The organism is Ruegeria sp. BG7, from assembly GCF_056535685.1.
Window position 1 is genome coordinate 1,011,270 of record NZ_JBQFIU010000001.1, and the last position, 24,379, is coordinate 1,035,648.

Annotated in this window: 24 protein-coding genes and 2 pseudogenes; 7 read left to right on the forward strand and 19 right to left on the reverse strand. The window is 57.0% G+C overall.

From position 1 onward, the window contains the following. The first annotated feature begins 431 nt into the window (after nt 1-431). The 3 genes from ACR3EH_RS04975 to ACR3EH_RS04985 are packed head-to-tail and all read left to right on the forward strand — an operon-like array spanning nt 432 to nt 3,679. Nucleotides 432-890: a (2Fe-2S)-binding protein gene (locus ACR3EH_RS04975; protein WP_171646579.1), complete on the forward strand. Its 459-nt coding sequence runs from the start codon at nt 432-434 to the stop codon at nt 888-890. A gap of 3 nt (nt 891-893) precedes the next feature. Then, entirely contained in the window at nt 894-3,041 is a 2,148-nt protein-coding gene (locus ACR3EH_RS04980) for a xanthine dehydrogenase family protein molybdopterin-binding subunit (protein WP_171675387.1), read from the forward strand. Nucleotides 3,042-3,055: 14 nt separating this feature from the next. Continuing rightward, nucleotides 3,056-3,679, forward strand: coding sequence for an Isoquinoline 1-oxidoreductase subunit (locus ACR3EH_RS04985; RefSeq protein ID WP_171096349.1), 624 nt, complete (start codon nt 3,056-3,058; stop codon nt 3,677-3,679). Between the two features lie 154 nt (nt 3,680-3,833). Here ACR3EH_RS04985 and ACR3EH_RS04990 read toward each other — a convergent pair whose 3' ends face one another. The 12 genes from ACR3EH_RS04990 to ACR3EH_RS05045 form a co-directional block, all read right to left on the reverse strand. After that, a complete protein-coding gene (locus tag ACR3EH_RS04990; RefSeq protein WP_171096351.1) occupies nt 3,834-4,556 on the reverse strand; it encodes an HAD family hydrolase in 723 nt (240 codons plus the stop codon). Beyond that, the gene (locus tag ACR3EH_RS04995; RefSeq protein WP_171185221.1) at nt 4,553-5,542 is read right to left on the reverse strand and encodes a quinone oxidoreductase family protein; all 990 of its coding nucleotides are present in this window, start codon (nt 5,540-5,542) and stop codon (nt 4,553-4,555) included. The genes ACR3EH_RS04990 and ACR3EH_RS04995 overlap by 4 nt, the downstream gene beginning before the upstream one ends. Before the next feature lie 40 nt (nt 5,543-5,582). Next, a complete protein-coding gene (locus tag ACR3EH_RS05000) occupies nt 5,583-6,137 on the reverse strand; it encodes a phosphohydrolase (protein WP_171096355.1) in 555 nt (184 codons plus the stop codon). Further along, nucleotides 6,134-6,787: a DsbA family oxidoreductase gene (locus ACR3EH_RS05005; protein WP_171096357.1), complete on the reverse strand. Its 654-nt coding sequence runs from the start codon at nt 6,785-6,787 to the stop codon at nt 6,134-6,136. The genes ACR3EH_RS05000 and ACR3EH_RS05005 overlap by 4 nt, the downstream gene beginning before the upstream one ends. A gap of 4 nt (nt 6,788-6,791) precedes the next feature. Then, complete coding sequence (locus ACR3EH_RS05010) at nt 6,792-7,502, reverse strand: glutathione S-transferase family protein (RefSeq protein WP_256368439.1); 711 nt, start codon at nt 7,500-7,502, stop codon at nt 6,792-6,794. Nucleotides 7,503-7,512: 10 nt separating this feature from the next. Then, on the reverse strand, nt 7,513-8,199 hold the full coding sequence (locus tag ACR3EH_RS05015) for a glutathione S-transferase family protein (RefSeq protein ID WP_171096360.1): 687 nt from the start codon (nt 8,197-8,199) through the stop codon (nt 7,513-7,515). 4 nt (nt 8,200-8,203) lie between these two features. Further along, on the reverse strand, nt 8,204-8,920 hold the full coding sequence (locus tag ACR3EH_RS05020) for a glutathione S-transferase family protein (protein WP_171096362.1): 717 nt from the start codon (nt 8,918-8,920) through the stop codon (nt 8,204-8,206). 58 nt (nt 8,921-8,978) lie between these two features. Then, entirely contained in the window at nt 8,979-9,782 is an 804-nt protein-coding gene (locus ACR3EH_RS05025; protein ID WP_171185225.1) for an SDR family oxidoreductase, read from the reverse strand. A gap of 15 nt (nt 9,783-9,797) precedes the next feature. Beyond that, nucleotides 9,798-10,151: a cupin domain-containing protein gene (locus ACR3EH_RS05030; protein ID WP_170525391.1), complete on the reverse strand. Its 354-nt coding sequence runs from the start codon at nt 10,149-10,151 to the stop codon at nt 9,798-9,800. Between the two features lie 42 nt (nt 10,152-10,193). Further along, nucleotides 10,194-10,805, reverse strand: coding sequence for an NAD(P)H-dependent oxidoreductase (locus ACR3EH_RS05035; RefSeq protein WP_171185227.1), 612 nt, complete (start codon nt 10,803-10,805; stop codon nt 10,194-10,196). 395 nt (nt 10,806-11,200) lie between these two features. Further along, entirely contained in the window at nt 11,201-12,157 is a 957-nt protein-coding gene (locus ACR3EH_RS05040) for an ion transporter (protein WP_171185229.1), read from the reverse strand. Then, a complete protein-coding gene (locus ACR3EH_RS05045; protein WP_171185230.1) occupies nt 12,150-13,340 on the reverse strand; it encodes a low temperature requirement protein A in 1,191 nt (396 codons plus the stop codon). Before ACR3EH_RS05045 ends, ACR3EH_RS05040 begins: the two co-directional genes overlap by 8 nt. 234 nt (nt 13,341-13,574) lie before the next feature. Between ACR3EH_RS05045 and ACR3EH_RS05050 the strand changes: the two genes are divergently transcribed. After that, complete coding sequence (locus tag ACR3EH_RS05050; protein ID WP_170335162.1) at nt 13,575-13,949, forward strand: winged helix-turn-helix transcriptional regulator; 375 nt, start codon at nt 13,575-13,577, stop codon at nt 13,947-13,949. Then, nucleotides 13,939-14,823 (forward strand): halocarboxylic acid dehydrogenase DehI family protein, encoded by an 885-nt coding sequence (locus ACR3EH_RS05055; protein ID WP_171675385.1) that lies wholly within the window; start codon nt 13,939-13,941, stop codon nt 14,821-14,823. Before ACR3EH_RS05050 ends, ACR3EH_RS05055 begins: the two co-directional genes overlap by 11 nt. A gap of 75 nt (nt 14,824-14,898) precedes the next feature. Here ACR3EH_RS05055 and ACR3EH_RS05060 read toward each other — a convergent pair. Then, a pseudogene (locus ACR3EH_RS05060) lies at nt 14,899-15,174 on the reverse strand (RraA family protein); the annotation flags it as partial. Between ACR3EH_RS05060 and ACR3EH_RS05065 the strand changes: the two are divergent. Continuing rightward, a complete protein-coding gene (locus tag ACR3EH_RS05065) occupies nt 15,092-15,823 on the forward strand; it encodes a LysR substrate-binding domain-containing protein (RefSeq protein ID WP_171185234.1) in 732 nt (243 codons plus the stop codon). The pseudogene ACR3EH_RS05060 and the gene ACR3EH_RS05065 sit on opposite strands and share 83 nt — an antisense overlap. Before the next feature lie 30 nt (nt 15,824-15,853). Here ACR3EH_RS05065 and ACR3EH_RS05070 read toward each other — a convergent pair. The 5 genes and pseudogenes from ACR3EH_RS05070 to ACR3EH_RS05090 all read right to left on the reverse strand — a co-directional run. Further along, nucleotides 15,854-15,978 (reverse strand): annotated as a pseudogene (locus tag ACR3EH_RS05070) (IS5/IS1182 family transposase); the annotation flags it as partial. A gap of 53 nt (nt 15,979-16,031) precedes the next feature. Continuing rightward, a complete protein-coding gene (locus ACR3EH_RS05075; protein ID WP_171185235.1) occupies nt 16,032-16,613 on the reverse strand; it encodes a sarcosine oxidase subunit gamma in 582 nt (193 codons plus the stop codon). Continuing rightward, nucleotides 16,606-19,563 (reverse strand): sarcosine oxidase subunit alpha family protein, encoded by a 2,958-nt coding sequence (locus ACR3EH_RS05080; protein WP_171646575.1) that lies wholly within the window; start codon nt 19,561-19,563, stop codon nt 16,606-16,608. Before ACR3EH_RS05080 ends, ACR3EH_RS05075 begins: the two co-directional genes overlap by 8 nt. Then, on the reverse strand, nt 19,560-19,847 hold the full coding sequence (locus ACR3EH_RS05085) for a sarcosine oxidase subunit delta (protein WP_170815449.1): 288 nt from the start codon (nt 19,845-19,847) through the stop codon (nt 19,560-19,562). Before ACR3EH_RS05085 ends, ACR3EH_RS05080 begins: the two co-directional genes overlap by 4 nt. A gap of 13 nt (nt 19,848-19,860) precedes the next feature. Next, complete coding sequence (locus ACR3EH_RS05090; RefSeq protein WP_171185239.1) at nt 19,861-21,111, reverse strand: sarcosine oxidase subunit beta family protein; 1,251 nt, start codon at nt 21,109-21,111, stop codon at nt 19,861-19,863. A 328-nt stretch (nt 21,112-21,439) separates the two neighbouring features. Here ACR3EH_RS05090 and ACR3EH_RS05095 point away from each other — a divergent pair, with 328 nt between their 5' ends. Next, nucleotides 21,440-22,834 carry an alpha/beta fold hydrolase gene (locus tag ACR3EH_RS05095; RefSeq protein ID WP_171646574.1) on the forward strand — a complete coding sequence of 465 codons (1,395 nt, stop codon included), beginning with the start codon at nt 21,440-21,442 and terminating at the stop codon, nt 22,832-22,834. A gap of 262 nt (nt 22,835-23,096) precedes the next feature. Here ACR3EH_RS05095 and ACR3EH_RS05100 read toward each other — a convergent pair whose 3' ends face one another. After that, nucleotides 23,097-24,359 (reverse strand): DUF2254 domain-containing protein, encoded by a 1,263-nt coding sequence (locus ACR3EH_RS05100; RefSeq protein WP_171185243.1) that lies wholly within the window; start codon nt 24,357-24,359, stop codon nt 23,097-23,099. Nucleotides 24,360-24,379 lie beyond the last annotated feature (20 nt).

Genomic DNA, 24,379 nt, shown 5'->3' on the forward strand with positions numbered 1-24,379 from the left:
CTCTGTAGGGGCGATCCGCGCGCGGCACCCACAGGCAAGCGGACGCGCTCAGCGAGGCGCCTGCGCCCAAACGCAATCTGGAACGAGACCTAAGTGCGGCCGCAGTGTTTGACCCGGACCGATCTCCCAACTGGAAGCCAATGCTGGAAAAGCCTGCTTTGCGGTTGGAATCCGCCCAAACCGCCCACGTATGAGCCCGGATGCAACATGCACGAGAAGTTTGCCTGCCTCCAAGCGCCTAGCGGCATCGCTGCGATTACCCAATGAGCTTCGAACGCATAACTTCCGTCTTTAAGGTTACTAAAAGTATACTGGTTGATAGATTGCCCCTGCGAGATGTAGGTAACCACTAAAGGCGACCCCCCAGGCGCTGTAAACCTGAAGCTCTGCTGAAAATCTTGACGACAAGCCAAAAAGAGGACCTCCCCAAAATGACGGACCTGACCATCAACGGAAAGGACGTGTCGCTCGACGTACCGGGTGACACACCTTTGCTATGGGCGTTACGCGACAACCTGCGCCTGACCGGAACGAAATTTGGCTGCGGCGTGGCCCAGTGCGGTGCCTGCACCGTCATGGTCGATGGCATGCCGGTCCGCTCGTGCATCACCCCGGTCGAAGATCTGGAAGGCTCGGATGTAACAACGATCGAAGCGCTGGAAGGCCCCGAGGCTGATGCGGTGCGCAAGGCCTGGGTTGATCTGGATGTGCCACAATGCGGGTACTGTCAGTCCGGTCAGATCATTGCCGCTGCTACATTGCTGACTGAGATTCCTCAGCCGACGGATGAAGATATCGATTTTGCGATGGCTGGAAACGCCTGCCGCTGCGCCACCTACGTGCGCATCCGCAAGGCGATCCACAATGCTGCCAAGATGCTGGAGGCCTGATCCATGACCGCATTCTCTCCCACCCGTCGCGGCTTTCTGGCCGGTGGTGCCGCGCTGATTATTGGGGCGCATCTGCCGATGGGCAACAAGATGGCCGCAAAAGCCGCGACCGGCCCCGTTGACCTCAACGCCTTTGTCCGCATCGGCGAAGACAACACGGTTACCGTTATCGTCAAACACATCGAATTCGGCCAAGGCCCATTCACCGGATTCGCCACTTTGGTAGCCGAAGAGTTGGACGCCGACTGGTCGCAGATGCGTGCCGAACATGCGCCTGCCGACACCGCTATCTATCAGAACTTTGCATTCGGCATTCAGGGCACCGGCGCTTCAACCGCCGTGCGCAACGCCTTTACCCAGATGCGCCAGGCCGGCGCTGCCGCCCGCGCCATGCTGGTTGATGCGGCTGCCCGTGAATGGGGTGTTTCGGCTGATGAGATCACCGTCGCAAACGGCGTGATCAGCCACACTGGCAGCGGCAAGACTGCGCAATTCGGTGAACTGGTCGCTGCGGCCAGCGAAAGCACACCTCCTGCCGAGCCCAAGCTGAAAGATCCGGCCAAGTTCAAACTGATCGGCAAGGAAGAAATCCGTCGTCTCGACAGCGCCATCAAGACCACGGGCGAGGCCCAGTTCACGCTGGACGTCTATCGCGACGGCATGCTGACGGTCGTCGTGGCGCATTCGCCCTGGATCAACGGAAAAGTTGCATCGGTGGACAGTTCGGCCGCTCTGGCGGTCGACGGCGTTGAAAAAGTAGAACAAATCCCGACCGGCGTCGCGGTCTATGCCAGAAACACTTATTCAGCCCTCAAGGGGCGCGATGCGCTGCTGATCGACTGGGACCTGAGCGAGGCGGAAACCCGCTCGGCCGAAGAACAACTGGAAGAGGTCGCCACGGCGGCTCGCGATGGTGAAGGCGTCGTTGCCGATACCTATGGCGACCTGAACGCGGCATTCGAAAACGCCGCTCAGGTGATCGAAGCCGAATACCGCCTGCCCTTCCTTGCCCACGCACCGCTCGAAGCTCTGGACGGTGTGATCGAGAACCGCGGCGACGCTGTGGAAATCTGGATGGGCAGCCAGATGCAGAGTGTCGACCAAATGGTCACCTCGGACATCTTCGGCATTCCGCTGGAAAATGTTGAGATCAACACCCTTCTGGGCGGCGGCAGCTTTGGACGGCGCGCGCAGTATGACGGGCAATTCGCGCAGGAACTGGCACATGTTGCCAAGGCCGGGGGCGAAGGCACTTATAAGCTGGTCTGGACTCGCAGCGATGACATTCAGGGCGGGTATTACCGGCCGCAGGTCGTTCACCGCCACCGTGCCGCACTGGACGAAACTGGCCGCATTATCGGATGGGACAACAAATTCGCCACCGAAAGCATCATGGGCGGTTCCGCCTTCGAGGCGGTAATCCAGAACGGCGTTGACCCGTTCTCGATCGAAGGTTCGGTCCACAAGCCCTATGATTTTGGTGCGTTCGAGGCGCGTTGGGTCCGCACCGACAGCAAGGTGCCGCATCTGTGGTGGCGCTCGGTCGGCCATTCGCACACTGCCTTCGCGAACGAAGTGTTCCTGGACGAGGTGCTGCAGGGCCAGGGCAAGGACCCGGTTCAGGGTCGCTTGGAGCTGCTGGGCGACAAGTCCCCGCGCGACCGCCGGGTGCTGGAGCGCGTCGCCGAGATGGCGAACTGGCAGGGCATTCAGGGCGCCGACGGCAAGGCCTATGGCGTTGCGCTGCATCCCAGCTATGACGCCCACTTCGCCTATATCGCCGAGGTCTCCGAGGTCGATGGCGAACCGCGCGTACACAAGGTCTGGGTCGCTGCCGACGTAGGCATTGCAATCAACCCGGATGTGGTCAAGGCACAGATCGAAGGCGGGCTAGGCTATGGCCTCAACGCAGCGCTGTTCAACGAGATCACCTTTGCCGAGGATGGCCGCATTGAGCAGGAAAACTTTGACACCTATCGCCTGCTGCGGATCAACGAAATGCCCGAGGTCGAAATTGATCTTGCGGTGAACACCGAAAAGCCCGGCGGCATTGGTGAGGCTGGTACCCCGCCCATCGCCCCCGCCGTCAGCAACGCCTGGCGTATCCTCAAGGGTGAGCCCGTCCGCCGCCTGCCGCTTGTGCGCGTTTGACAGGAGATCGAGCTATGAAATTCGACATTCGTGCCACGGCGCTGACCGCTGCAATCGCGCTGACCGGGCTGCTGCCCGGTAGCGCGGCGCAGGCCGAGGAAGTCAACGGCCTGAAAACCGCGGCGAGCTTTGAAAGCATCGAATCCGAGCAAGCCCGCTCGGTCGCGATCTTCGAGGAAATGGCCAAGGTCATCACTCATGCGCGCTGCGTCAACTGCCATCCGGTCACCGGTGGCCCGCTGCAAGGCGAAAACCAGAAACCGCACTCGCCGCCGATTCCGCGGACCGAGGACAATTTCGGTGTGGTCGCAATGCGCTGCACCACCTGTCACGGCGAGGAAAACCGCCCGTTTCTGGGTGAAACCGGCTCGGTGCCCGGCAACGGTCACTGGCAACTGGCCCCGCAGAGCATGGGTTGGGTCGGCCTGACCGTACCCGAGATCTGCGCCCAGTTGAAAGACCCCGAACGCAATGGTGGCCGAACCCTGGAAGAGGTCGCGCATCATATGGGGCATGACACTCTGGTCGGCTGGGCCTGGACCCCCGGCGAAGGCCGCGAGCCCGCGCCCGGATCCTGGGAAGGGTTTTCGGAACTGGCCGTAAACTGGATCGAAACCGGCGCGGCCTGCCCGGGCTGAGGCGCGTTGATCTGACACGAAATAATCCGGAGGCTTCTGTTAAGCTGCCTCCGGTTCATCTATGGCCAGCATGGTCTGGATCGTGTTTCAAACAATCAAATTCCGGCTGTCGAACGCGGTTTGAACCGAAAACTGACTTTCAGTTTTGCCCAACCTAAATCTGAAGGGCAGAGGCCAATTCAGTAAAGCTGTCCACTTCGATGTCATAAGTGCCGGTTTCACCCCGATCCGGCGTCTCGGAAGGCTTGTTGCCCCACTCCAGCGGTCGCCGAACCAGCGCCGTGCGGAACCCTACCTGACTTGCAGCGTCGAGGTCATAGGGGTGACACGCGACCATCAGGCATTGATCGGGCTGCAGTTGCAAACGTTCAGCGGCCCGCCGATACGCCTCGGGCAGCAGCTTGTAGACGCCAAGCCCTTCGCAGGACAGGACCCCGTCCCAAACCAGCCCGTTCCTGCGCGAGGTGTCGATAATCAGCCGATAGGACAGCAGCGTGAACGAGGTCACTATGAACCGCTCGCGCAGCGCTGCCAATCCGGGCCGCACATCCGGCCAGGCGGCAAAGCTATGCGGCGCATCCCACGAGATCGCGCGCCGGTCCTGCGAGTCGAAAACATCCAGCCCTTCTTCGGTCAGCAGGGCATCCAAACAAAAGCGGTGCGCGTCGTCGAAATTATATTCCGGCGGGCCGCTCTCACCCAGATTAAGCATCGCCTGCATCGTCCGGCGACGAAGGTCATTCGCCAGCGCGGCCCAGGCACGGCCGATCCCATGACGCTGCCCCGACGCTGCAAATGCATCACGGAAACCGCTGTGCCAGTCCAGCACGGTGCCGCCGGTGTCAAAGGTCAGAGCCTTGATGCCAGAAAGGCTCATGGGATCAACACCGTCGCGCCCAGCGTTGTGCCGGATTCGATGGCTTCATGGGCCTTCACCGCATCTTTCAGCGCATATTCGTAGTTGATGTTGGCATCCAGAATACCGTCACCGATAGCCTTGAACAGATCGCGCGCGGTCCATTCGAGGTCAGACCGTTTGGCGACGTAATGCATGATTGCCGGGCGCGTGATAAACAACGACCCCCGGCGCCCGAGATCCTGGATCACGTCAATGGGATCAGGCGGACCCGAGACGTGACCATAGGCAGCGCAGACGCCCATCAAGCGCAAGGAGTCCAGCGAGTCCTGCAATGTGTCTTTGCCGATCGCCTCGTACACAACGGCGCAGCCCTCGCCATCAGTCACGTCGCGCACAACGTCTACAAAGCTCTGCTCTGAGCGCACGACCGGGTGGTCGCAACCCGCTGCATGTGCGACGTCGGCCTTTTCCGGTGTCGAAACAGTGCCCACAATGGTCGCCCCAAGGGCCTTGGCCCATTGGCACAGGATCAATCCCATACCGCCAGCGGCCGCATGAACGAGAATAGTGTCGCCGGGCTGCACCGCATACGTACGGTGCAACAGGTAGTGCGCGGTCATGCCTTTCATAAGCAAGGCCGCAACCTGCTTGTCGTCCAGCCGGTCCGGCAGGTGCAATAGCTTGTCAGCGGGATAGTTGCGGACCTCAGAGTAGCTGCCCAGGGGCGGGATGCCATAAGCGACACGGTCGCCAGTCTTGAACTCGGTCACACCCTCTCCGACACCTTCGACGATCCCGACGCCCTCGAAACCGATCACCACCGGTTCGTCTGGCACTGGCCACGGATGAGAGATGCCGGCGCGGTGGTAAGTGTCGGCGTAGTTCACGCCTACTGCTGTATGGCGCAGGCGTACCTCGCCCGGGGCCGGGTCGGGCACATGCCAGTCTTCCCATCGCATACAGCTGGGCGGTCCTTTCTTGTGGATCACTTGTGCTTTGCTCATCGTCCCCTCCTTCGATGTTAGTGTGTGATAGGTTTGGGTTTCAGATTTTGAAAACAGTCCTGAGCACCCGCAAATTCCCGGCAATTCGATTGCCTCCAAGGTCTTTGGCCAAACGTTGCAGAACATCCGGAAAACCATAATCCGGGATCGCGTTCTCGACTCTCGACACTTGTGCCTTGCTCAGCCCCTTGCGGATCATCCCTCCGGATGCGTCTATCCAGTCACCCTTGCGGACAGCATTCACGACATCCGCGCCGGGGCCGGAATAAGGTGTGATCTTGTGGTGCCAGTGGATTGCGGCACGCAGAATCTCGGGATCGAGGCCAAGCCCAAGCTTGTCGTTGTCGCGCAGCGCCAGCGTCTGGGAAGGATCGAGATAGGCAAGATTCTTCTCAGACCAGAGCCCGATGTCATGATAGACCAGCGCAGTTTCGACCATGGGGCGATGGACGTCCGCATTTCCAAGAAAATGCATGGCGTAGGTGATCACGCGATACACATGCCCCCGGTATGCCGGAAAATCGTCGCCAATAGTGTCGCGATATGGGTCAAAGAGCCCTTCGACCCGATCGCAATAGTCTATGATTTCAATCATGCCACGACTGTCCTCAGCTGCTTGAGCATATTGGCATAATTCCCTTCACCCTGCGCGCCGGTGACAAGGTGCTGACGTTCAAAGATCATCGCGGGAACACCCTGAACACCACGGCTGGTCCAGAACTGTTCTTTCTCGCGAACCTTTTCGCCACGTTCGCCGCTATCCAGCATCGCGCGGGCGGCATCGCGATCCAGCCCAATCTGACCAGCGACCTCGACCAGCACGTCGATATCCGCCACATTCTCGCGCCGGGTGAAGAAAGCGGCGAACAGCGCCAGCTTGGCCTCATGCGCCTTGCCCTTCTCCTCGGCCCAGTCGATCAGCTGATGGGCGCGAAAGGTGTTGTACATGCGCATGTCGTCGGCATAGTTGAAGGTGAAGCCAAGCGCGGCCCCCATCTCAGTCAGACGCGCGCGCGCCTTGATCGAGCCTTCCAGCGTGGTGCCGTATTTCGCGGCAAGGTGTTCGCGCAAGTTCTCACCTTCCTGCACCATATGCGGGTTCAGCTCGAACGGGTGCCAGTGGATATCGACGTCGATGCCGGTCTCCTGAACTGCACGGGCCAGTTGGTAATAGCCGATAGCGCACCATGGGCAGACAACGTCCGAGACGATGTCAACGCGAATAGGCTGGGATTGGTCGGACATCGGGTTACTCCTTGTAATTAGCGGCATTTTCGGCGGCAGCGGCCTCGGTATCGCCTGCGCCAAAGACGGATGGTCTGGGTTTCGGCAGTTGCAGCGCTGCCTGCGTGGCCGGACGTGCATCAATCCGCTCAAACCAGGCGTTCAGATGGTCCAGGCCCGCGACATCAACCCCGGCCCAGAAATGCGAGCGCGCCCAGGGATAGGTCGCAATATCGGCGATGGACATGGCATCGCCCACCAGCCAGTCACGCCCGTTCAGTCGGGAATCCAACACCTCGAGCAGGCGGCGGGATTCATCGACATAGCGCTTGATGGCATAGGGATCGTCATGACCGTTGGGTCGCGCGATACGCTGGAAGAACATCGCCTGCCCCATCATCGGCCCGATGCCGCCCATCTGGAACATCAGCCACTGGATCGTCTCGGACCGCTCTTTGGGATCATGGCTCAGGAACCTGTCATATTTCTCGGCCAGATAAAGCAGGATCGCACCGCTTTCGAACACCGCAAAATCGTTGTTGCCACGATCAACGATGGTTGGGATGCGACCGTTTGGATTCAGCGTCAGATAATCCGGCGCCTTCTGTTCCTTTTTCGAAAAATCGACCGGCACCAGTTCATAGGGCAGATCAGCCTCGTGGAGGAAGATCAGTGGCTTCCATCCATTCATCGTAGGGGCGGTATAAAGCAGAATATCGGGCCGGTCGGTCTTCAAGAATTCAACCTCACACGGTGGCGCCGTATCGCGAGCGGGCCCAGCGGACGACCTCTGTCCCCTCTTCGCTGTCGATGACGCGGGCATATCCCGGTTGGGCAAAGCACCGGTTAAGCCAGCGTTGAATCGAGGGCCAGCGTTCGGCATCCAGCGCGAACCCGGCCAGTTCCGCCCCGCGCAGCCAGCTTGACATCGCGATGTCAGCAACGCTGAACGACCCAGCGGCGTAGTCGGCATCGCCCAGCAGGTTGCCAATGGCGTCCAGCAATTGCGGCGCGTAGTCGGTCATGGCCTGAGCGACCATATCCTCTTTTCCGTGGTCCTTGCCAAAGTAATAAGGCACCACGATCCGCTGACCGAACATCATACCGCCAAAGACCTGCGCCATCTGGCTATCGGCGAATTGCTGAATCTGCAACGCGCGTTGGCGCAGTTCTGGTTGTGGTGGGATAAGGCCGGGCAAAGGCACGGTCTCTTCCGCCCAGGCGACGATGTCCGCGCTTTCTGTGATGGGTGCCTGCCCCTCAGCGGGCAGCAGAACCGGCACGGTTCCAGCCGGGTTGATCGGCAGAACTTTTTCTCGCTCGGTATAGGGGACGACCGGGTCCAGATCGTACCCGATACCTTTCAATTCCAGCGCCACCCGAACCTTGCGGACAAAGGGCGACACCGGGTAACCGACAAGTTTCACAGTCATCGCCTCAAGCCTTTTTCACGTCGCCGGCGAAGCGCGCGGCGTTTTCCTTGAGGAAGGCATCAGCATCTGCGTTTTCGTCCCAGAATTGCGGCTGCGCCTTGGGGATGGTCAGCGCCTTCTGCACGGCCGGGCGCGCGTCGATCCGGTCGAACCAGGCCTTGAGGTTCGGCAGATCGTCAACCTCGACCCGTGCCCAGGGGTAAGCCCGCGCCCAGGGGTAGATCATCATATCGACGATGGAGTAGTCGCCTACGATATAGTCACGTCCGTCCAACTGGGTGTTCAGAACTTCCATCAGGCGGCGGGATTCGTCGACATAACGCTTGATCGAGAACGGCTCCTCATGCCCGTTGGGCGCTGCGATACGCTGGAAGTACATCGCCTGCCCCATCATCGGACCCACATGGCCGACCTGAAAGAACAGCCATTGCAGCGTTTCCGACCGGGTAAGCGGATCGTCTGACAGGAACTTGCCGTATTTCTCGGCCAGATGCCAAAGGATTGCGCCGGATTCGAAAATGGCCCGCCCCTCGGCCCGGTCATAGATCGTGGGGATCTTGCCGTTCGGGTTCAGGTTGAGGAACTCGGGGGCCTTCTGTTCCTGTTTCGAAAAATCAATGAAGGTCAGGTCATAGGGTACACCGGCTTCTTCCAGAAAAATGACCGGTTTGTAACCGTTCATGGTGGCGGCGGTGTAAAGGTGAATGTCCGGTTGGCTCATGGCTGTCTCCTCAGGGGCAAAGTTCGGGCCCGCGCGGTGTCGCGCAGGCCCGGTTGGTTCAGATTTCCAGCGTCCAGTGTTTCTGCTGGTAGTCCAGCACGTCCTTGATCGCCTCTTCCGGGAACACCGTGCGGAACTTGTGGTTATCGGCAGCAATGACCTCGGCCATTTTGTCGATCATCGGCTGCGGGTCCATCTGTAGCTCGTCGCCGGCGAACAGGGCGCGGACCTTGCGGATCGCTTCCGGCGGCGTAATGCTGGTCGCCGGATCGTACCACTCGTCCATCTTGTCATACATCCGGTCATTGAACCCGGTCCGGTACGCGCCCGGATTGAGGGTCGCGACCTGAACACCCATCGGTTCCAGTTCCTCGCGCATCAGTTCCGCGATGGCCTCCAGCGCGTGCTTGGACGCGGTATAGGGGGCCAGATAGGGGAAGGTCAGGAACCCGGCGATCGACGAGACGAACACCACCTTGCCGCGGCCACCGCGGGCAAAAGCCTGCGCATAGGGCTGCACGAATTCGACGGTCGAGAACACATTGGTTTCGAACACGTTCCGGATGCGGTTCACGTCAACCTCAGCAATCGGTCCGGTATCTCCGATGGCGGCGTTTGCCACCACGACATCCACATCGGCACCGAAGCGGTCAAAGGCGGCCTGACGGTCCTCGGCGCTGGTAATGTCCAGCTTGACTGTTTCCAGCGTCAGACCCAGCGCGTCCGCTTCTGCCTTGAGCGTTTCCGCCCCTTCCGCGCCGTGGGTCGTCGCGATCACGCGATGGCCCTGTTTCGCCAGTTCGAACGCCGCACCTTTGCCAAGCCCGGTGCCCGCACCCGTAATCAGGATAGTTTTGCTCATTTGTCGTTTCTCGCCTCAGTCCTTCAGTTCCACGTCATTGTCCAGACGCTCGAACAGCACGGCCTCAACCGTAGTCGTTCCGACATTGCTGACCTGATGGGTCCAGGGGCCGTTATGCATGTAATCGCCATCCGCCACCTCTTTCACGACAGTCGAACCGTCTTCGAGCTTGATGGACAGCGTGCCGCCCTTGATGAAATAGACGATTTCCTCGGGGTGGCGGTGCGGCTCATCCGTCGCACCAGGGGGCATTTTCATGCGGACCAGACGCGTGATGCCGGTGTTCACCAGCTCTTCATACATGTCGGGCGATGCCTCGTCGGCCAGCGGTGCACGCTGGCCTTCGGTGATCAGGGGAGAGTTGCTCATCTCATGAGCCTCCATTTTTGGAATGATTTCCGCAGGCGCCGATCAGGCTACTTCCGAAACGGAATTGGCACCGAAGACACGGGCCAGATGCGCGTCAAAACGGGCGAAATCCGATTCTACATCGGCGTTCTTCATCACATCAAAGGCGCCATAGGTCGGCAGCTGCGACATGCCAAAGAACTTGGCGTTCAAGTGCATCGGGCGCAGCAGATCGTCCAGCGATGCGCCTTCAAAGAACGGCTCGGCGGGGTTGTCGAAAGATTCGGCTGGTGCGTTCAACGTGACGGACAGCATGTAGTTGGTGCCGGTCAGGGCGCCGCCCATACCGTAGTTTTCTTTCGGGGCTTCAGCCACGCGGCCATCACCATTGGTCAAACGACCATCCATGCCGACCGTGTAAACCTCGTCCATGTACTTCTTGAACGACCACGGGACACCCATCCAGTTTACCGGGAACTGCATGATAACGGTGTCGGCCCATTGGTGGTTGGCGATTTCCTGCTCGACGTCATAACCTTCGGCGATCTTTGTCACACGCACGTCATGTCCGGCGGCTTTCAGGAACTCGGCTGCCCGGTTAATCAGCGCTGCGTTCAGCTCGCCCTTGGCGAAGGGATAAGGCTGGTGGCCGTTCAGAATAAAAATGTTGCTCATGGTCTCGTCCTTGCGGTTTTCAGTGATTCAGCGGGCCTTTCCGCTGTTCAGGTGACAACTTGCTCACTGTGGAGGAAAAGACAATTAGTATACTTTTTGTAACCTACTACTTGGGTGGACCTGCGACCCACTCGCTTGCGTGCAAGGGAGCCGTGCCAATAACCTCAATGATCCCGGACCGCACGCTAATCAGCGTTGGAATTGAAAAGATCGAAAAACCCCTGAAACCAACGTATTCCTGCCCCAGGAACACACCGCCCGTATGGCGCAGCCGGCGACCGCAAAACACGCTTCGAGCCTATATCGTTCTGGATGATTGGGCCACGAAAGGTCAGGCCATGCATTTTGGAATGATCGAATATGCCTCGTCGTCATAGCGGCGGGAATTGTGGCACTCACAAAGGTTCGGAGAGTACTTTTCCGCAATGAGGGCAATGTCCCCGTCTGGCCTCAGCTTCAGCGTGGATGCGATCCCGGATCTGATCTGCAGCCCGGCGTGACAGGCCCAGTTGCTTGCGCAGCGCCTCGATCTCGGCCTCTTCGGCCTCACAGATCGTGCCATCCTCTAACGCTTTGCGGAATTCGCGCTCCAGACTGGCACGCCGACGGTGCAATTGATCGTTGAGACCGCTGGCGATGATACCGGCAGGCAAGGCAGCCATTCCGATGCCGATGACCGTGATAACAGCTCCGAACATCTTTCCGGCCACCGTCACAGGCGTCACGTCGCCATATCCTACGGTTGTCAACGTCGCCATCGCCCACCACATGGCCGCCGGGATCGAGCCGAACGCGTCGGGCTGAACTTCGTGCTCGGCCAGCCAGGCGCCGCTGGCGGCAAAGATCAGCATTACCATCAGGATGAAAAACCCGGCAAAGAAAGCGCCTGCCTCTTCCTCGAACACGGCAAGCAACATGCCAAGCGCGGGTGAATACCGGGTAAGCTTGAGCAGGCGCAGCATCCGGAACGCGCGCAGAATGCGCAGATCGATGGGAATGAACAGGTACAGCAGAGCGGGCAATATCGCCAGCAGGTCGATCAGTGCCAATGGAGACGTCGCCCAGGACAGCCTGGACTCATATTCAGGATTTTCCGGCGCTGCCCACAGTCTTGCCGCGTATTCCACAACGAACACGGTCAGCGAGAAGCTTTCGAACAGCTCAAACGCTGCATTCCATTCGAAATAGATGGAATCTACCGTTTCCAGAATGACCGCCGCGACATTCAGCGTAATCAGGACGATCAGGGCAATGTCCAGAAACCGGGGGCCGTCTGCGTCCCGGTTGGGACGCTCCAGCCACCAATAGACCCCGGCGCGCAGACTTTTCAGGTCCTGTACAAAGCTACTCATGGCGGAATGTCAGCCAGGCCCGGGAAACGGGCACAACAATCTGCGACAGCAGCGCCGTGCCCCAGATCAGGTTGGCCACCAGAGCCGGGACGTGCGGAACAATGAAGAAACAGGCGATTGCCAACACAATGCCAAACAGGCGCACATCCCCTCGTCCGAAGTCGGAGGCAACACGATGCTCAATGATTGACCTCAGCACCCAGAGCATGGCGATATAGCCTGCGAGGCCGAAACATCCGATGGCGGCGTATTCGGTCGGATAAGGATCCCAGAATCCGATTTTGACCTCTGCGGCCAGTGCCACACCGACCAACACACCGCATACCATCAGAACAAGATGGGCCAACCACCAGATCACCAGGGTCGCGGGTTTCCTGTCCTTCGGCTTGGCATTGCCGGCAAAGTCGAAATAGATCCAGCACATGACAAACATCGACACTCCACCGATGACGAAATTGACCAGAACGTCCGGGGATACCTTGTAGATGCCCTTTTCCGACAGTGTGACGACGAGCTTGAAGAACCCCTCGCCCAGCACGATCAGTGTCAGCAGTGCAAAACGCTCGGACATATGCCCCAGTCGTGGCGCGAACCGCTCAAACCGCAGGACAGATATGCCCGGGATCATGTAGATCGCCTGTGTTGCCACCATTGCGATGCCAAACGCCCAATAGGCCAGCGGTTTCGGCAAAAATGCGATGATGGCAAAAACGATGGCGAAGAACGAGAAGTTACGGACTTTCTCGGACGTCATTGAGCGACCGGTAATATTCACCCGCCGCGCCCTGAAATACAGCGCCGCCAACATGGCCCGGTTGGCCGCAAAACCTAGTACGAAGAATGTCCAGCCTTTTCCTTCGATGGCTGGAATGGACGCCGCCATGAACATCACCGTACAGATCATCACGCACATGATCACACGGTGCCAGACATCGGTGCTCACATAGATCGAGTTGAAGATGCTAAGCTCGCCCCACGCGTACCAAAGCGCAATGAACACCCCCGTAAACACCAGGAATCCGTGCCAATCCAGGTGATGCGAGAGGTAGTTCCCAAGCAGGAATATGGTCACGACGTGAATCAGGTCATAGAATAGCTCGGCCCAGTGAACATGTTCATGCGCGTGGTCGAGGTCGTGATGATGCTGCGGCTTGCGCCACATCGGGTGGTCTTGCAGTGCCATGAGGGTATCATTCTTTCTTCTGGGATCTTTCCGCGCGCCGCACGGGACATATTTGCTTGTAGCCCGAAAGCTTCGATTTAATTGTCATCGGTGCCGGGGCTTTCCACACCCTCCATCGCTGCTTCCCTGAACTACTTGACATGCTGGCGGTTTGCGGCCACTTAAGTTAGTAGGGGCAATAGATCAACCAGTATACTTTAGGTAACCTACTGTTGAAATAAATGGAGGCGACAGATGCGAGCACGCGTGGAACAAGACGAAAAAGGCCGTCGCACCGCACATGATGCATGTGTCGAGCCGTGCGCAATTGAACGTGGCATGCGGATTATTGGTGGCAAATGGACCGGCTCTATCCTGTGGCACCTGAAGGACGAGCCCGTTCGCTTCAATGACTTGGCGCGCATGGTCGGCGGCGCCAGCAAAAAGATGATCACAGAACGACTGCGTCAATTGGAATCTCAGGGCCTGGTCCAGCGTCAGGTTCTCGACACAGCACCGGTATCGGTCCAGTATGAGATTACCGAGCTTGGCTGCACTGCTCTGGGTTTCCTCGACGAATTGCGCAAATGGAGCGAAGGCTTGCCAAAGAGTGTCACTGTTGACGCCTGATCAATTGCAACGACTGAAACCGAACTCCATTCCACCTATACGTCCGGTGCCCGAACGGGCTGCGACGGCAGATTTGGCGCGAGTTTATGATCGCACCAAACGCGGCTTCGGCGTACCGTGGATGGGCGTCGTTGCCATGGCGTTTGCCCACTATCCCGAATTCTACCAGCGCCTATGGTCTTCGATCGAACCCGTCGTAGCGACAAACGCCTTTGGTGATGCTTGCCGCGAGCTCCGCGACTGCGTCGAGGCGCAGGCGGGTGTTTTTGCGCCACCTGCGATCAGCGCACGGCTGGCTGCGATCGGATATGACACCACCGAGGTCACGCAGATCACTACCTGCAACGAGGTGTTCTCCGCCGGAAACATGCCCTATTTGCTGTTGGCGTCACTGGCCCGGGCGCTGCTAGAAGGTCATGAATGGACTGGTCGAGGCCACGGCTCCACGCTGCCCCGCCCGGCTGATGACATGACACATCCGGTTCTGATGGAACCGCATCATGCTGACCCGGAAACGGCGGCGCTCTATGATGACATTCGTGAAACACTGGGGCTGCCCTTCGTCAATACGGACTATCGGGCATTTGCGCGCTGGCCAAGTTACTTCAATTTGGCATGGCACGATCTGAAGCCTGTGATCCAGTCTACCGCCTACGAACCAGCGGTTTCGCTAATCCATAGCCGCTCGGTTGCACTGGCTGTCGCTTTGCCAAATGTTACCAGTTTGTCATCCGAAGACCTGATCGAAGCCGCCGCCCGCGACGCAGATCCGGCAGAAGTTCTGGCTGTTGTGCAGCTGTTTCAATGGCTGCTTCCGGGTTTGGCGTTCAATGTTGCTTATTTCCGCGCTCAGCTCATCCGCTCAACTTTGTAAGCCGGGCGAGCGTAACCGCCTCCAGGATATCTCGGCTCGACCGGTCTCCTTTTTCCAGTTAACGGCCTCGCGCTCCTAAGTCCTCGAGGCTTCGAAAGCCGCCCATGCTTTTTCGAAGGCGTCGAAATCGAACCCTGATGCGCGGGCGGGATCCAGGATCAGTTTTTCGGTTTCAAGCAGCTTGATGATCGCCCGTTCAAACTCGTCCACCACCTCGGGCGGGATCACCAGAGCGCCATGCCGGTCGGCATGAACAAGGTCACCGTCCTTGATCGACAGGCCGAAGATCGTAACCGGCGTTCCAACCTCTTTCACGTGCACGAACCCGTGGCTTGGCCCAACAGACCCGGAAAAATTCGACCCACTTTCCACTGCGACCGACCTCAGGATCGGCGCGTTCGATTACGAACTGACGAGTGTGATACCAAAGCTTGTTGCCGAAATGTGCAACCTCAGCCCAAACATTGATGTACAGGCCTATCCATTCGTCTATAGCGAGGCGCTCGACGCTCTTGTGCATGGACGGATCGACCTCGCCATTGGATACTTTGATATTCCACAAAAAAGCGGGGCGTCTTTTGTTGTCGAGGACCTCTATACAGAGCACTACGTTCTGGCTGGTCGCCGCGACCACCCTCTCTTGACTGCAAACCCGACACTCGATGACATGGCGCAAGTGGACCACCTGCTTGTGTCGCCCCATGGTCTGATCAGAAACAGGGTGGACGAAGCGTTGCGAATTCAAGGCTACAAAAGAAATATTCGCACGGTCGTTCCCTCGCTTTTTTCGGCGCTCTCGATCATCGAAAAACCGGATCTTTTCGTAACGCTGCCCGAGCGTGTCGCCCAAACCAATGGACAACATTTCGATATCGTCCACAGACCATTGCCGATTGAGGTCGGCGGTTTTCAACTGCAAGCTGTTCGACACGCACGCAATGCCAACAGTCCGCTCCACTTTTGGCTGCTCGAAAACATGCGCCGGGTTGCGTCCCTTTAGGTGTTCGGGACTGCGACCAGAACAGCCCTATCTTAACCTTTTGTCTCTCAAGGCGTCTCGGAACTTGTCGCTACCAAAGTGCGGTCCCCCAGCAAGCAGTCAGCTTTTGGTAAGCCGCTGAGAAGTGCCCGCGCGCCAATGCGATCGCTAATTCTCCAAATTTACACCCACTCCCGGGAAAATCTCGATGTAATCATTTTTCCGGCTTCTAAGCTTTGTGCACTGCGTTCAAAGTCCGTGCTGCTGCTTGCAGCGCATGCAGCACATCACTGACCACTGAAACAGGTCCAATGATTTCATATTCAATTGCTTTTTGGCGACATAGGACAAAGCAGCCAGTATGCTCAATCAAAGTTTTGACGACCTGCCCTTGCACCAAAGCAGAAACATCAACAGTGCAAAGGAACTGAAAAATTTCAACGCTTCGTGGGCCACTTAACCGGAAGCGACACCAGCCATCTGTCTGATCTGTCACAGACGCCGCGTCATCGACAATCTCTTTTATCTTATCGGCAAGGCAACTTTTTGCATCATGCGGTGCGTCAAACATCCACTGATCCGAGGCAGTCCAGAATGCGCCGAAGTCCCCATTCTCGATAAACTCCGAAACGCCGGGCAACTTTAGGTCCAGCTTTTCGGACAGGCACGACATCAAATCCTGATTTCGGCCATGGCGGCTGCTGATCGATACCATTGCCCGGTCAAAGACTTCGCCGATCATAAGGCCTTCGTACTGCTCTTGATGCAGAGTTGTTGCCCCCAAAGGGGTGATTGGGTTCAGGTCAAGCACGGAGACGGTCTCCTTCTGGATCCACGAAATGGGCGCTTACGACTTCGACTTCGATTTCGCTATCTTGCAGTGGGTTTACTGCCCGAACCAGCTCACCGATCCGCCCGGATCCGTTTTTCAGGAACCCGATCGCAATCGAGTGCCCCAAGGTCGCCGAGAAACCGGCTGAGGTGATGTAACCCTGATCGTTTTTGATGTCAGTCGGTTCGTCCTTGTTCATCAAGTGCGCGCCCCCAACAATATTGTCAGTGCGATTGACGGGTTTGAACCCAACCAATCGCAGCCCTTCAGGGTCAGCCAATTCTTCGCGGGTACTTAGAACCTGGCCTATACAGTCCTTTTTCCTGTTCACCATTTTCCCCAGACCGAGGTTCAGCGCGGTAGTGGTTCCGTTCAATTCGTTGCCGATGGCATGACCTTTTTCGATCCGAAGAACGTCAAGCGCCTCGGTGCCATAGGGTGCAACGCCAAACTCTTCTCCGGCGGCCATCAGGGCGCGGATCAGCGCGTCACCATATCGGCGGGGAACCGCAATTTCATAAGCCAGCTCGCCGCTGAACGAGATCCGGAACAAACGGGCCTTGAAACCGCCGCACACCGTAATTTCGCCACATGCCATGAACGGAAATGCTTCATTCGAAATATCAAACTCGGCATCCACGATCTTTCGCAACAGATCACGTGACCGGGGACCAGCGACGGCGTATTGAGCCCAGGCTTCCGTGGTCGAAATGAGCTGCACATCCAGTTCCGGCCACAGGCATTGCCGGGCAAATTCCATGTTTCGGTATACAAGCACAGCATTTGCCGTGGTTGTCGTTACGACAAAATGATCCTCTGCAAGTCGCGCGGCTGTGCCGTCGTCATAGACGATACCATCTTCGCGCAACATCAAGCCATAGCGCGTCTTACCTACCGGCAGTTTGGCGAATGCGTTTGCGTATACTTTGTTCAAGAACTCTGCGGCGTCGGTACCCTGCACGTCAATCTTGCCAAGGGTCGAAACATCGCAGAGACCTACCCGAGATCGGACGGTCGTGACTTCCCGGTTCACAGTTTCGTGCCAGGTCTTTTCGCCGGGCTTCTTGAACCAACGCGCGCGCAGCCAATTTCCGGCCTCAACAAACTCGGCACCAAGCTCTTGCGCCCAGACATGACTAGGTGTTTTGCGCGTTGGCGCCAGATGCCTGCCTGTTGTGCTTCCGGCCAATGTGCCAAGAGCGATTGGCGTATAAGGCGGACGGAAGATCGTTGTCCCAGTTTCCGGGATCGACGCCCCGGTCATCTCTGACATAACCGCCAGCCCTAGAACATTGGCCGTTTTCCCTTGATCCGTCGCCATACCAAGGGTGGTGTAGCGTTTCAGATGCTCAGGGGATTTGTAACCTTCCTGATGCGCCAGTCGCACATCCTTGACTGTCACATCATTCTGATAATCTAGCCATGCCCGTCCACGCCCCTCTTTGACAAACCAGAAGGGCTTGAGGTTCATGACCGAATCCTCGGCCTCGGGCAGAGCAATCGTGGGTGCCTGAATATCAAGATCTAAAAGCACTTTCTGCGCGGTTTTCTTACCAGTTTCCAGCGCAGCAGCGGTCGAGAAGACACCATTGGCTGCACCCGCCACCGACAACCCAACCGGCAACTTTGTATCGGGTACGAAGGCGGCTATTTCGTCATCCCATATAGGTCGGCCGCGTTGATGACAGGTCAGATGAACGTTAGGGTTCCACCCTCCTGACACAGCCAGAGCGCCACAGTCGATGGTTCTGGTTTCACCGTTGGATAGGCGCAGTTTGACACTTTCGAGCCCCAACTTGCCCGTGCTGTCGACGACCTGAGCCCCCTTGAACAGTTCGGCACCATCCACATCGGGCGCGTCGTGACGCACATCGATAACTGCTGAAACATTGACACCTTTGGCAAGCAGGTCTTTTGCCGTGCGGTGGCCATCGTCATTATTGGTAAAAACCGCAACGGTTTGAGCCGGTGCAGCAGCCCATCGGTTGACGTAGGCCCGCACCGCACCAGCCAGCATAATCCCTGGTCGATCATTGTTTTCGAACGCAATGGGTCGCTCTGTTGCACCCGCACATAGCACCGCCTTTCGGGCATAGATGCGCCAGTGGATTTGCCGGGGTGTCCCGGCGGGTGGTTCTGCCAAATGGTCTGCCACACGCTCGACAACGCCATAGGTACCATGGTCATAAGCACCGTGAACGGTTGCACGCTTCATCAAACGCACGTTTGGCAGGGCACCCAGTTCTTCCAGAACCCCGGCGACCCATTCGGCGCCGGACTGGTTGACGAAAGAAGAACTTTCAGCAATCAGTCGCCCTCCCATCTCAAAATCTTCTTCCACAAGAACCACGCGCGCGCCCGCGCGCGCAGCTGTCAGCGCCGCCGCCAGACCCGCAGGGCCCGACCCAATAATCAGCAAATCGCAGTGCAGATAACCATGCTCATACGTATCCGGGTCAGGATCAAGCGACACGCTCCCGAGACCTGCGGCTTTGCGGATGATCGGCTCGTAAAGCTTTTCCCACAAGGGGGCCGGCCACATGAATGTCTTGTAATAGAAACCTGCCGACAGAAAATTGCTAAGCCGATCATTGATCGCCATAAAGTCATGCTTCAACGACGGAAATCGGTTCTGCGAACGGGCGGAAAGGCCGCCAAACAGCTCGGTAACAGTTGCACGTGTATTCGGTTCCTGCCGTCCCCGAGTGCGGAGTTCGACCAAAGCGTTCGGCTCTTCAGACCCAGACGCAATAACACCGCGAGGCCGGTGATACTTGAACGATCGTCCCATGAGCCGGACGCCATTGGCCAAAAGTGCGGACGCAAGGGTATCTCCTTGGTATCCGGCGTACTCTTTTCCATCAAAGGTGAAGTTCAGGGGGCTGCCGCGACTAATCAGGCCACCGTTCAAACGATTCAACTGAGTCATTTCTTGTGATCTTTCCGAACAGCGACGTCCTGCGCCAGCTCGACCTTGGAGATTTCGTGGGTAAGTGTGTTGCGCGTCACCACCAGCCACGAACGATCCCCGGCTTCGTGATACCACAACTCTCTGTGCTCGCCGGCCGGATTGTCACGCAGATAAAGATAGTCGTGGAATTTCTGCAGAGCACTCTCGTCCTGCCAATCCGGACGATCCAACAGACTCGCATCGCCCAGATAGGTGAATTCCTGAGAATCCCGCGGCCCCAAAAGCGGATGATTTATAATCATGATACGCCCCCCGTCAGTGCAAGTTTGGTTGGGCGCCCTGGCCCGCCTCATCTATCATCCGGCCGCTCATGAAGCGATCCAAACGATAAGCTTGTGCATTCGCATGTGGTCTGCCGGTACTGAGAAGATGCGCAAAGCACATACCCGATGCAGGGGTTGCTTTGAAACCGCCGTAGCACCAGCCACCATTGAAGTAGAGGCCGTCTATGGGAGTGCGATCAATGAACGGCGACCCGTCCATTGACATGTCCATGATGCCACCCCATGACCGAAGCATCCTCACTCGGCTGAGTGCCGGGAACAAGGACGCGCCGATTGCGGCAACATGCTCTACAATAGGCATATTTCCGCGTTGAGCGTAAGAGTTGTAGCCATCAAGATCTCCGCCAAACACCAAGCCACCCTTATCCGACTGGGTTGCATAGAAATGCCCGACACCAAAGGTGATAACGCCAGGCAGGACCGGCTTCAGACCTTCCGAAACAAAGGCCTGCAATACATGGCTTTCGATCGGAAGTCGCATGCCAGCCATCTGCATCACACGGCTGGAAGACCCGGCCACGACACACCCGACCTTTCGGGCACCAATATATCCGCGCGAGGTCTCAACGCCGAGGACCTTGCCGTTTTCAATCTTGAAGCCCGTGACCTCACAGTTCTGGATGATATCGACGCCACGCTGATCGGCACCACGCGCATACCCCCACGCAACCGCGTCGTGACGCACTGTACCGCCGCGACGATGAAGCAAACCGCCATAGATCGGAAAGCGCTGATTTTCAAAATCCAGGAATGGATACAGCTTGCGCACACCTTCAGGTGTCAAAAGCTCTGCGTCGGACCCATTCAGGATCATTGCATTGCCGCGCCGGCGTGCTGCATCGACCTGTGAGTCAGAGTGCAAAAGATTCAATAGCCCGCGCTGGGATACCATCGCGTTGAAATTGAAATCCTGCTCCAACCCTTCCCAAAGCTTGAGGGACATTTCATAGAAAGGTTCGTTCCCATCTAGCAGGTAGTTCGAACGGATCATCGTGGTGTTACGCCCAACGTTCCCACCGCCGATCCAACCCTTTTCGAGCACCGCAATACGGCTCTCGCCGAACTCTTTGGCAAGGTAATAGGCTGTTGCAAGCCCATGACCCCCGCCACCTATGATGACGAAGTCATAGTCCTTTTGAGGGGATGGATCCCGCCAGGCAGGTTTCCAGCCTTTATGCCCGCCGAAGGCTTCTTTGATTACTCGGAAACCAGAATAGCGCATGAGAGTCTCGCAGTAAGTTCGACAGACTTCTTGCGAGTTTCTGTGCCTAAGAGATACATACTCATTCGACAAAAAAGCCACAAAGACGACACGAACTGCAGAAAGTTCGCTGCGTTGCTGTCAAACGTCCGATTTGCGGACAAACCCGCCGTTCTCCACGAAAACGGATAGGCATACCTTTTGAATAATCGCCTCCACACGTCTTCCGACAATTCGAGACCTTAGCTACTGATCTTTCCACCGCACGTTCACAGGTATTAGGCAAGTTGCCGGTTCTAACAATTTATGAAAGTGGTAGTGTCTTCGAGCCATCTTGCGAGAAGTAACTATGAGCCAACGTCGCCTTGCTGCAATCGTGTCTCTCGATGTCGTCGGCTTCAGTCGGATGATGCAGGGCGGCTCCAAGCTACTTCTCAAAACACTGAACACCTTGTACCGCGATTTGGTTACGCCGATCGTTGAACAAAAATCTGGCAGGGTGGTCAAGCTGTTGGGCGATGGAGCATTGATTGAATTTCCGTCAGCAGGGAACGCTTTAGAAGCGGCAATTGCGATTCAAACCGAACTAAGAGATCCAGACCATCACTATTTGGTTCCGGAACGTATTCAGCTTAGAGCGGGTTTGCATGTCGGCGACGTTACCGTCGATGGCGAAGATATCTTCGGAGACGGCGTTAACATCGCTGCGCGGCTCCAATCGGCAGCAGACCCCGGGGGCATTTTGGCCTCAAAGGTACTTTGTGATCTTGCCGGAGCGGATTACGCCAAACGTTTGCGCCGAGAAGGGCTACACACGTTCAAAGGGATTGAAAAGCCGATCGAAGTGTTGTCGATCAACTTCACCGATGAACGTGTGTCCAAATCGCGTGCCAACTTCGCCAAAACACAGGAAATTCGTTATTGTAAAACTGACGACAACATTAGTCTGGCCTGGAGCTCAGTTGGAGACGGTCCTCCAGTCGTGAAGGCGCCAAGTTGGATTGGACACTTGGAACTTGACTGGCGCAATCCTGGGAAAGCTCCAATTTACACTTCCATCGCTCAAAGGCATCGCTTGGTTCGTTTTGACGCCAGGCTCAACGGTCTATCCGACTGGGACGCCGAAACTTGTACGTTCGAACGGTTCGTTGATGACTTGGAAACCGTTTTCGACGCAGCGGGTATAAGGCGCGCGCCGATACTTGCGATATCGCAGGGGTCCGCAGTGGCAGCCGCCTTCGCAGCGCGCCGACCTGACCGCGTGTCTGCGATCGTAATGATAGGTGGGTTCCCCGTTGGTCGGGCAAAAAGAACATCGCAAAAAGATGTGGAACGCGCCAACGCAATTAAGCAAATGATGACTGCCGGGTGGGACGATGATTATCCGTCTCTGCGTGATTTGATGGCGCAAATCATCGTGCCAGGCGCGAGCCAAGAAGAACGGCGGCAATATGCCGAAGACATGCGCAAGATGATTTCACCCGAAAACATGGGGCGGTATCGCGGCGTGATTGATAACATCGATATCTCACCGATATTGTCCAAGGTCGAGGTGCCGTGCCTTGTTTGTCATGGGAACAGTGACAGGATGCAACCGGTCGAACAAGGACGATTGTTTGCAAAGGGATTACCCAACGCGAAATTCATCGCCTACGAAAGCTCGAACCATACCATCCCGGACAACGACCCGGAATGGCCACGATTTGAGAGGGATGCCCTGGCTTTCTTGGCTGAACACAGCTGAACTATTGCTCCAAGTGCCTTCGGGTTCGGCGCTATATCTCTCAAAACAAATGCTACAAGATTGCCTCGCCAGAGCAATGGAACACAGAGTTTCGATAAGTGCAGTCAGGCCAAAGTAGCCGTTTGGTTTCGCCACTCGCTGACTACCTTTCGTTGAAATGTAACTAAGACCTTTCGAAGAGCACTTTTCCATAAGTTGGGGGATGGCCCACTCACAAACCACCCCCCAGCCGCACTGGACTGCAATTGTCCAGGACGGTTGACTAAAAGCCTTCAATTGCGGTTTCGACCTGGCCACAAAACTTATCAATATCGCGCTCAAGCATATCGCTTTCTCGGGTCTCATCTCTGACCGCAGATAGTTCATCTACAACAGCCAGCAAATCTTCTTCTGGAGCTGCCTCTGCGATGCGCACCAAAGCGCGAATAAGGGCGGCCGTTACGAGGCCATTACCCCGGGCAGCGCGTCTTAGAGCTGGCATCGAGTCGTGAAACAGTGCCTCAGCCGTGATGGACGGGTAAATCACCCGCACGTTTCCGTCATCATCCCGATACACACCCGTGCAGAGCTTTGACGACCACGCTCGAGCCAGAGACGCCGACAGTCGGTCGATGCAGACTATTGCGGTAAACGTGTCGTTGACACCCGGTGACAACGCCCGAAGTGCGATTTCAACGAGAAGATGGACAGAAAAGCGGATATCGCCATTAGGATCTCGCGCGGAGATTAACGGAGCTGCCGCTTGCACCAGATCATTAAGACTTTCGTCACTATCACCATAAACATTGGCCAAAGTGTCCGTTGGAACCATGAAGTCACCTGGCTGCACATCAAAAGCGACGACTGCTCCTGCCTTCTTGGCCGCACTCACCAGACCTTCGGTATTGATGGAGTTCACATATCCAGTGCCCGAAGACAAGACTTGGCGCTTGTCTCCCACCTCAGGGACTGCCACTGAAGATGGGATATCTGCACTGTTTTCGATTGCGGTGCTCACTTGGCGATCCAAGGCTTCCGAAATCCGCGCCGCCTCCTGATCAATGGTTACGCGCGTCGATACTGTATGAACGAAGAGCAACAGCAAAAGAACTGAGATGATCGAATAGACTATTCCAATTGCAACGGCCAAATTTACGGATGTGTCATCGCGTATCAGCCACAAGACCAACAAGCTGTATAAAAACGTCGCTCCAAGTGAGCCAACTGCAATCTGATTTACCCTGTCTTCGCCAAAGCGCTGCAAGAGCCTGGGCCCAATTGATCCGGCTGCTAAGGTGTAGACCAGCAAAACAATGGAATAGACCATGACCAACGCGGACATGGATGCTGCCGAGATTGCGCTTAGTACATCGCTCGCAGTACGATTAGAAACGCTCAGCCAATCGGAAGCGGACCAACCCCAACTCGCGAGCGCTTGCTCCGTCTTGAAGACAATCCCAGCCACCAAAAGCCCTGAAAGACTAATGGCGGCAGGGATAGTTAGGAACCCGCGAAAGTACCTCACTAATTCTCTAGGTGTTTGCATTCCGGTCCCCATTTACGACA

What these genes read in the sequence shown, in the direction of transcription:
- ACR3EH_RS04975 (WP_171646579.1), top strand. Translation starts at nt 432, where the DNA reads ATGACGGACCTGACCATCAACGGAAAGGACGTGTCGCTCGACGTACCG.
- ACR3EH_RS04980 (WP_171675387.1), top strand. Translation starts at nt 894, where the DNA reads ATGACCGCATTCTCTCCCACCCGTCGCGGCTTTCTGGCCGGTGGTGCC.
- ACR3EH_RS04985 (WP_171096349.1), top strand. Translation starts at nt 3,056, where the DNA reads ATGAAATTCGACATTCGTGCCACGGCGCTGACCGCTGCAATCGCGCTG.
- ACR3EH_RS04990 (WP_171096351.1), bottom strand. Translation starts at nt 4,556, where the DNA reads ATGAGCCTTTCTGGCATCAAGGCTCTGACCTTTGACACCGGCGGCACC.
- ACR3EH_RS04995 (WP_171185221.1), bottom strand. Translation starts at nt 5,542, where the DNA reads ATGAGCAAAGCACAAGTGATCCACAAGAAAGGACCGCCCAGCTGTATG.
- ACR3EH_RS05000 (WP_171096355.1), bottom strand. Translation starts at nt 6,137, where the DNA reads ATGATTGAAATCATAGACTATTGCGATCGGGTCGAAGGGCTCTTTGAC.
- ACR3EH_RS05005 (WP_171096357.1), bottom strand. Translation starts at nt 6,787, where the DNA reads ATGTCCGACCAATCCCAGCCTATTCGCGTTGACATCGTCTCGGACGTT.
- ACR3EH_RS05015 (WP_171096360.1), bottom strand. Translation starts at nt 8,199, where the DNA reads ATGACTGTGAAACTTGTCGGTTACCCGGTGTCGCCCTTTGTCCGCAAG.
- ACR3EH_RS05020 (WP_171096362.1), bottom strand. Translation starts at nt 8,920, where the DNA reads ATGAGCCAACCGGACATTCACCTTTACACCGCCGCCACCATGAACGGT.
- ACR3EH_RS05025 (WP_171185225.1), bottom strand. Translation starts at nt 9,782, where the DNA reads ATGAGCAAAACTATCCTGATTACGGGTGCGGGCACCGGGCTTGGCAAA.
- ACR3EH_RS05030 (WP_170525391.1), bottom strand. Translation starts at nt 10,151, where the DNA reads ATGAGCAACTCTCCCCTGATCACCGAAGGCCAGCGTGCACCGCTGGCC.
- ACR3EH_RS05035 (WP_171185227.1), bottom strand. Translation starts at nt 10,805, where the DNA reads ATGAGCAACATTTTTATTCTGAACGGCCACCAGCCTTATCCCTTCGCC.
- ACR3EH_RS05040 (WP_171185229.1), bottom strand. Translation starts at nt 12,157, where the DNA reads ATGAGTAGCTTTGTACAGGACCTGAAAAGTCTGCGCGCCGGGGTCTAT.
- ACR3EH_RS05045 (WP_171185230.1), bottom strand. Translation starts at nt 13,340, where the DNA reads ATGGCACTGCAAGACCACCCGATGTGGCGCAAGCCGCAGCATCATCAC.
- ACR3EH_RS05050 (WP_170335162.1), top strand. Translation starts at nt 13,575, where the DNA reads ATGCGAGCACGCGTGGAACAAGACGAAAAAGGCCGTCGCACCGCACAT.
- ACR3EH_RS05080 (WP_171646575.1), bottom strand. Translation starts at nt 19,563, where the DNA reads ATGACTCAGTTGAATCGTTTGAACGGTGGCCTGATTAGTCGCGGCAGC.
- ACR3EH_RS05085 (WP_170815449.1), bottom strand. Translation starts at nt 19,847, where the DNA reads ATGATTATAAATCATCCGCTTTTGGGGCCGCGGGATTCTCAGGAATTC.
- ACR3EH_RS05090 (WP_171185239.1), bottom strand. Translation starts at nt 21,111, where the DNA reads ATGCGCTATTCTGGTTTCCGAGTAATCAAAGAAGCCTTCGGCGGGCAT.
- ACR3EH_RS05095 (WP_171646574.1), top strand. Translation starts at nt 21,440, where the DNA reads ATGAGCCAACGTCGCCTTGCTGCAATCGTGTCTCTCGATGTCGTCGGC.
- ACR3EH_RS05100 (WP_171185243.1), bottom strand. Translation starts at nt 24,359, where the DNA reads ATGCAAACACCTAGAGAATTAGTGAGGTACTTTCGCGGGTTCCTAACT.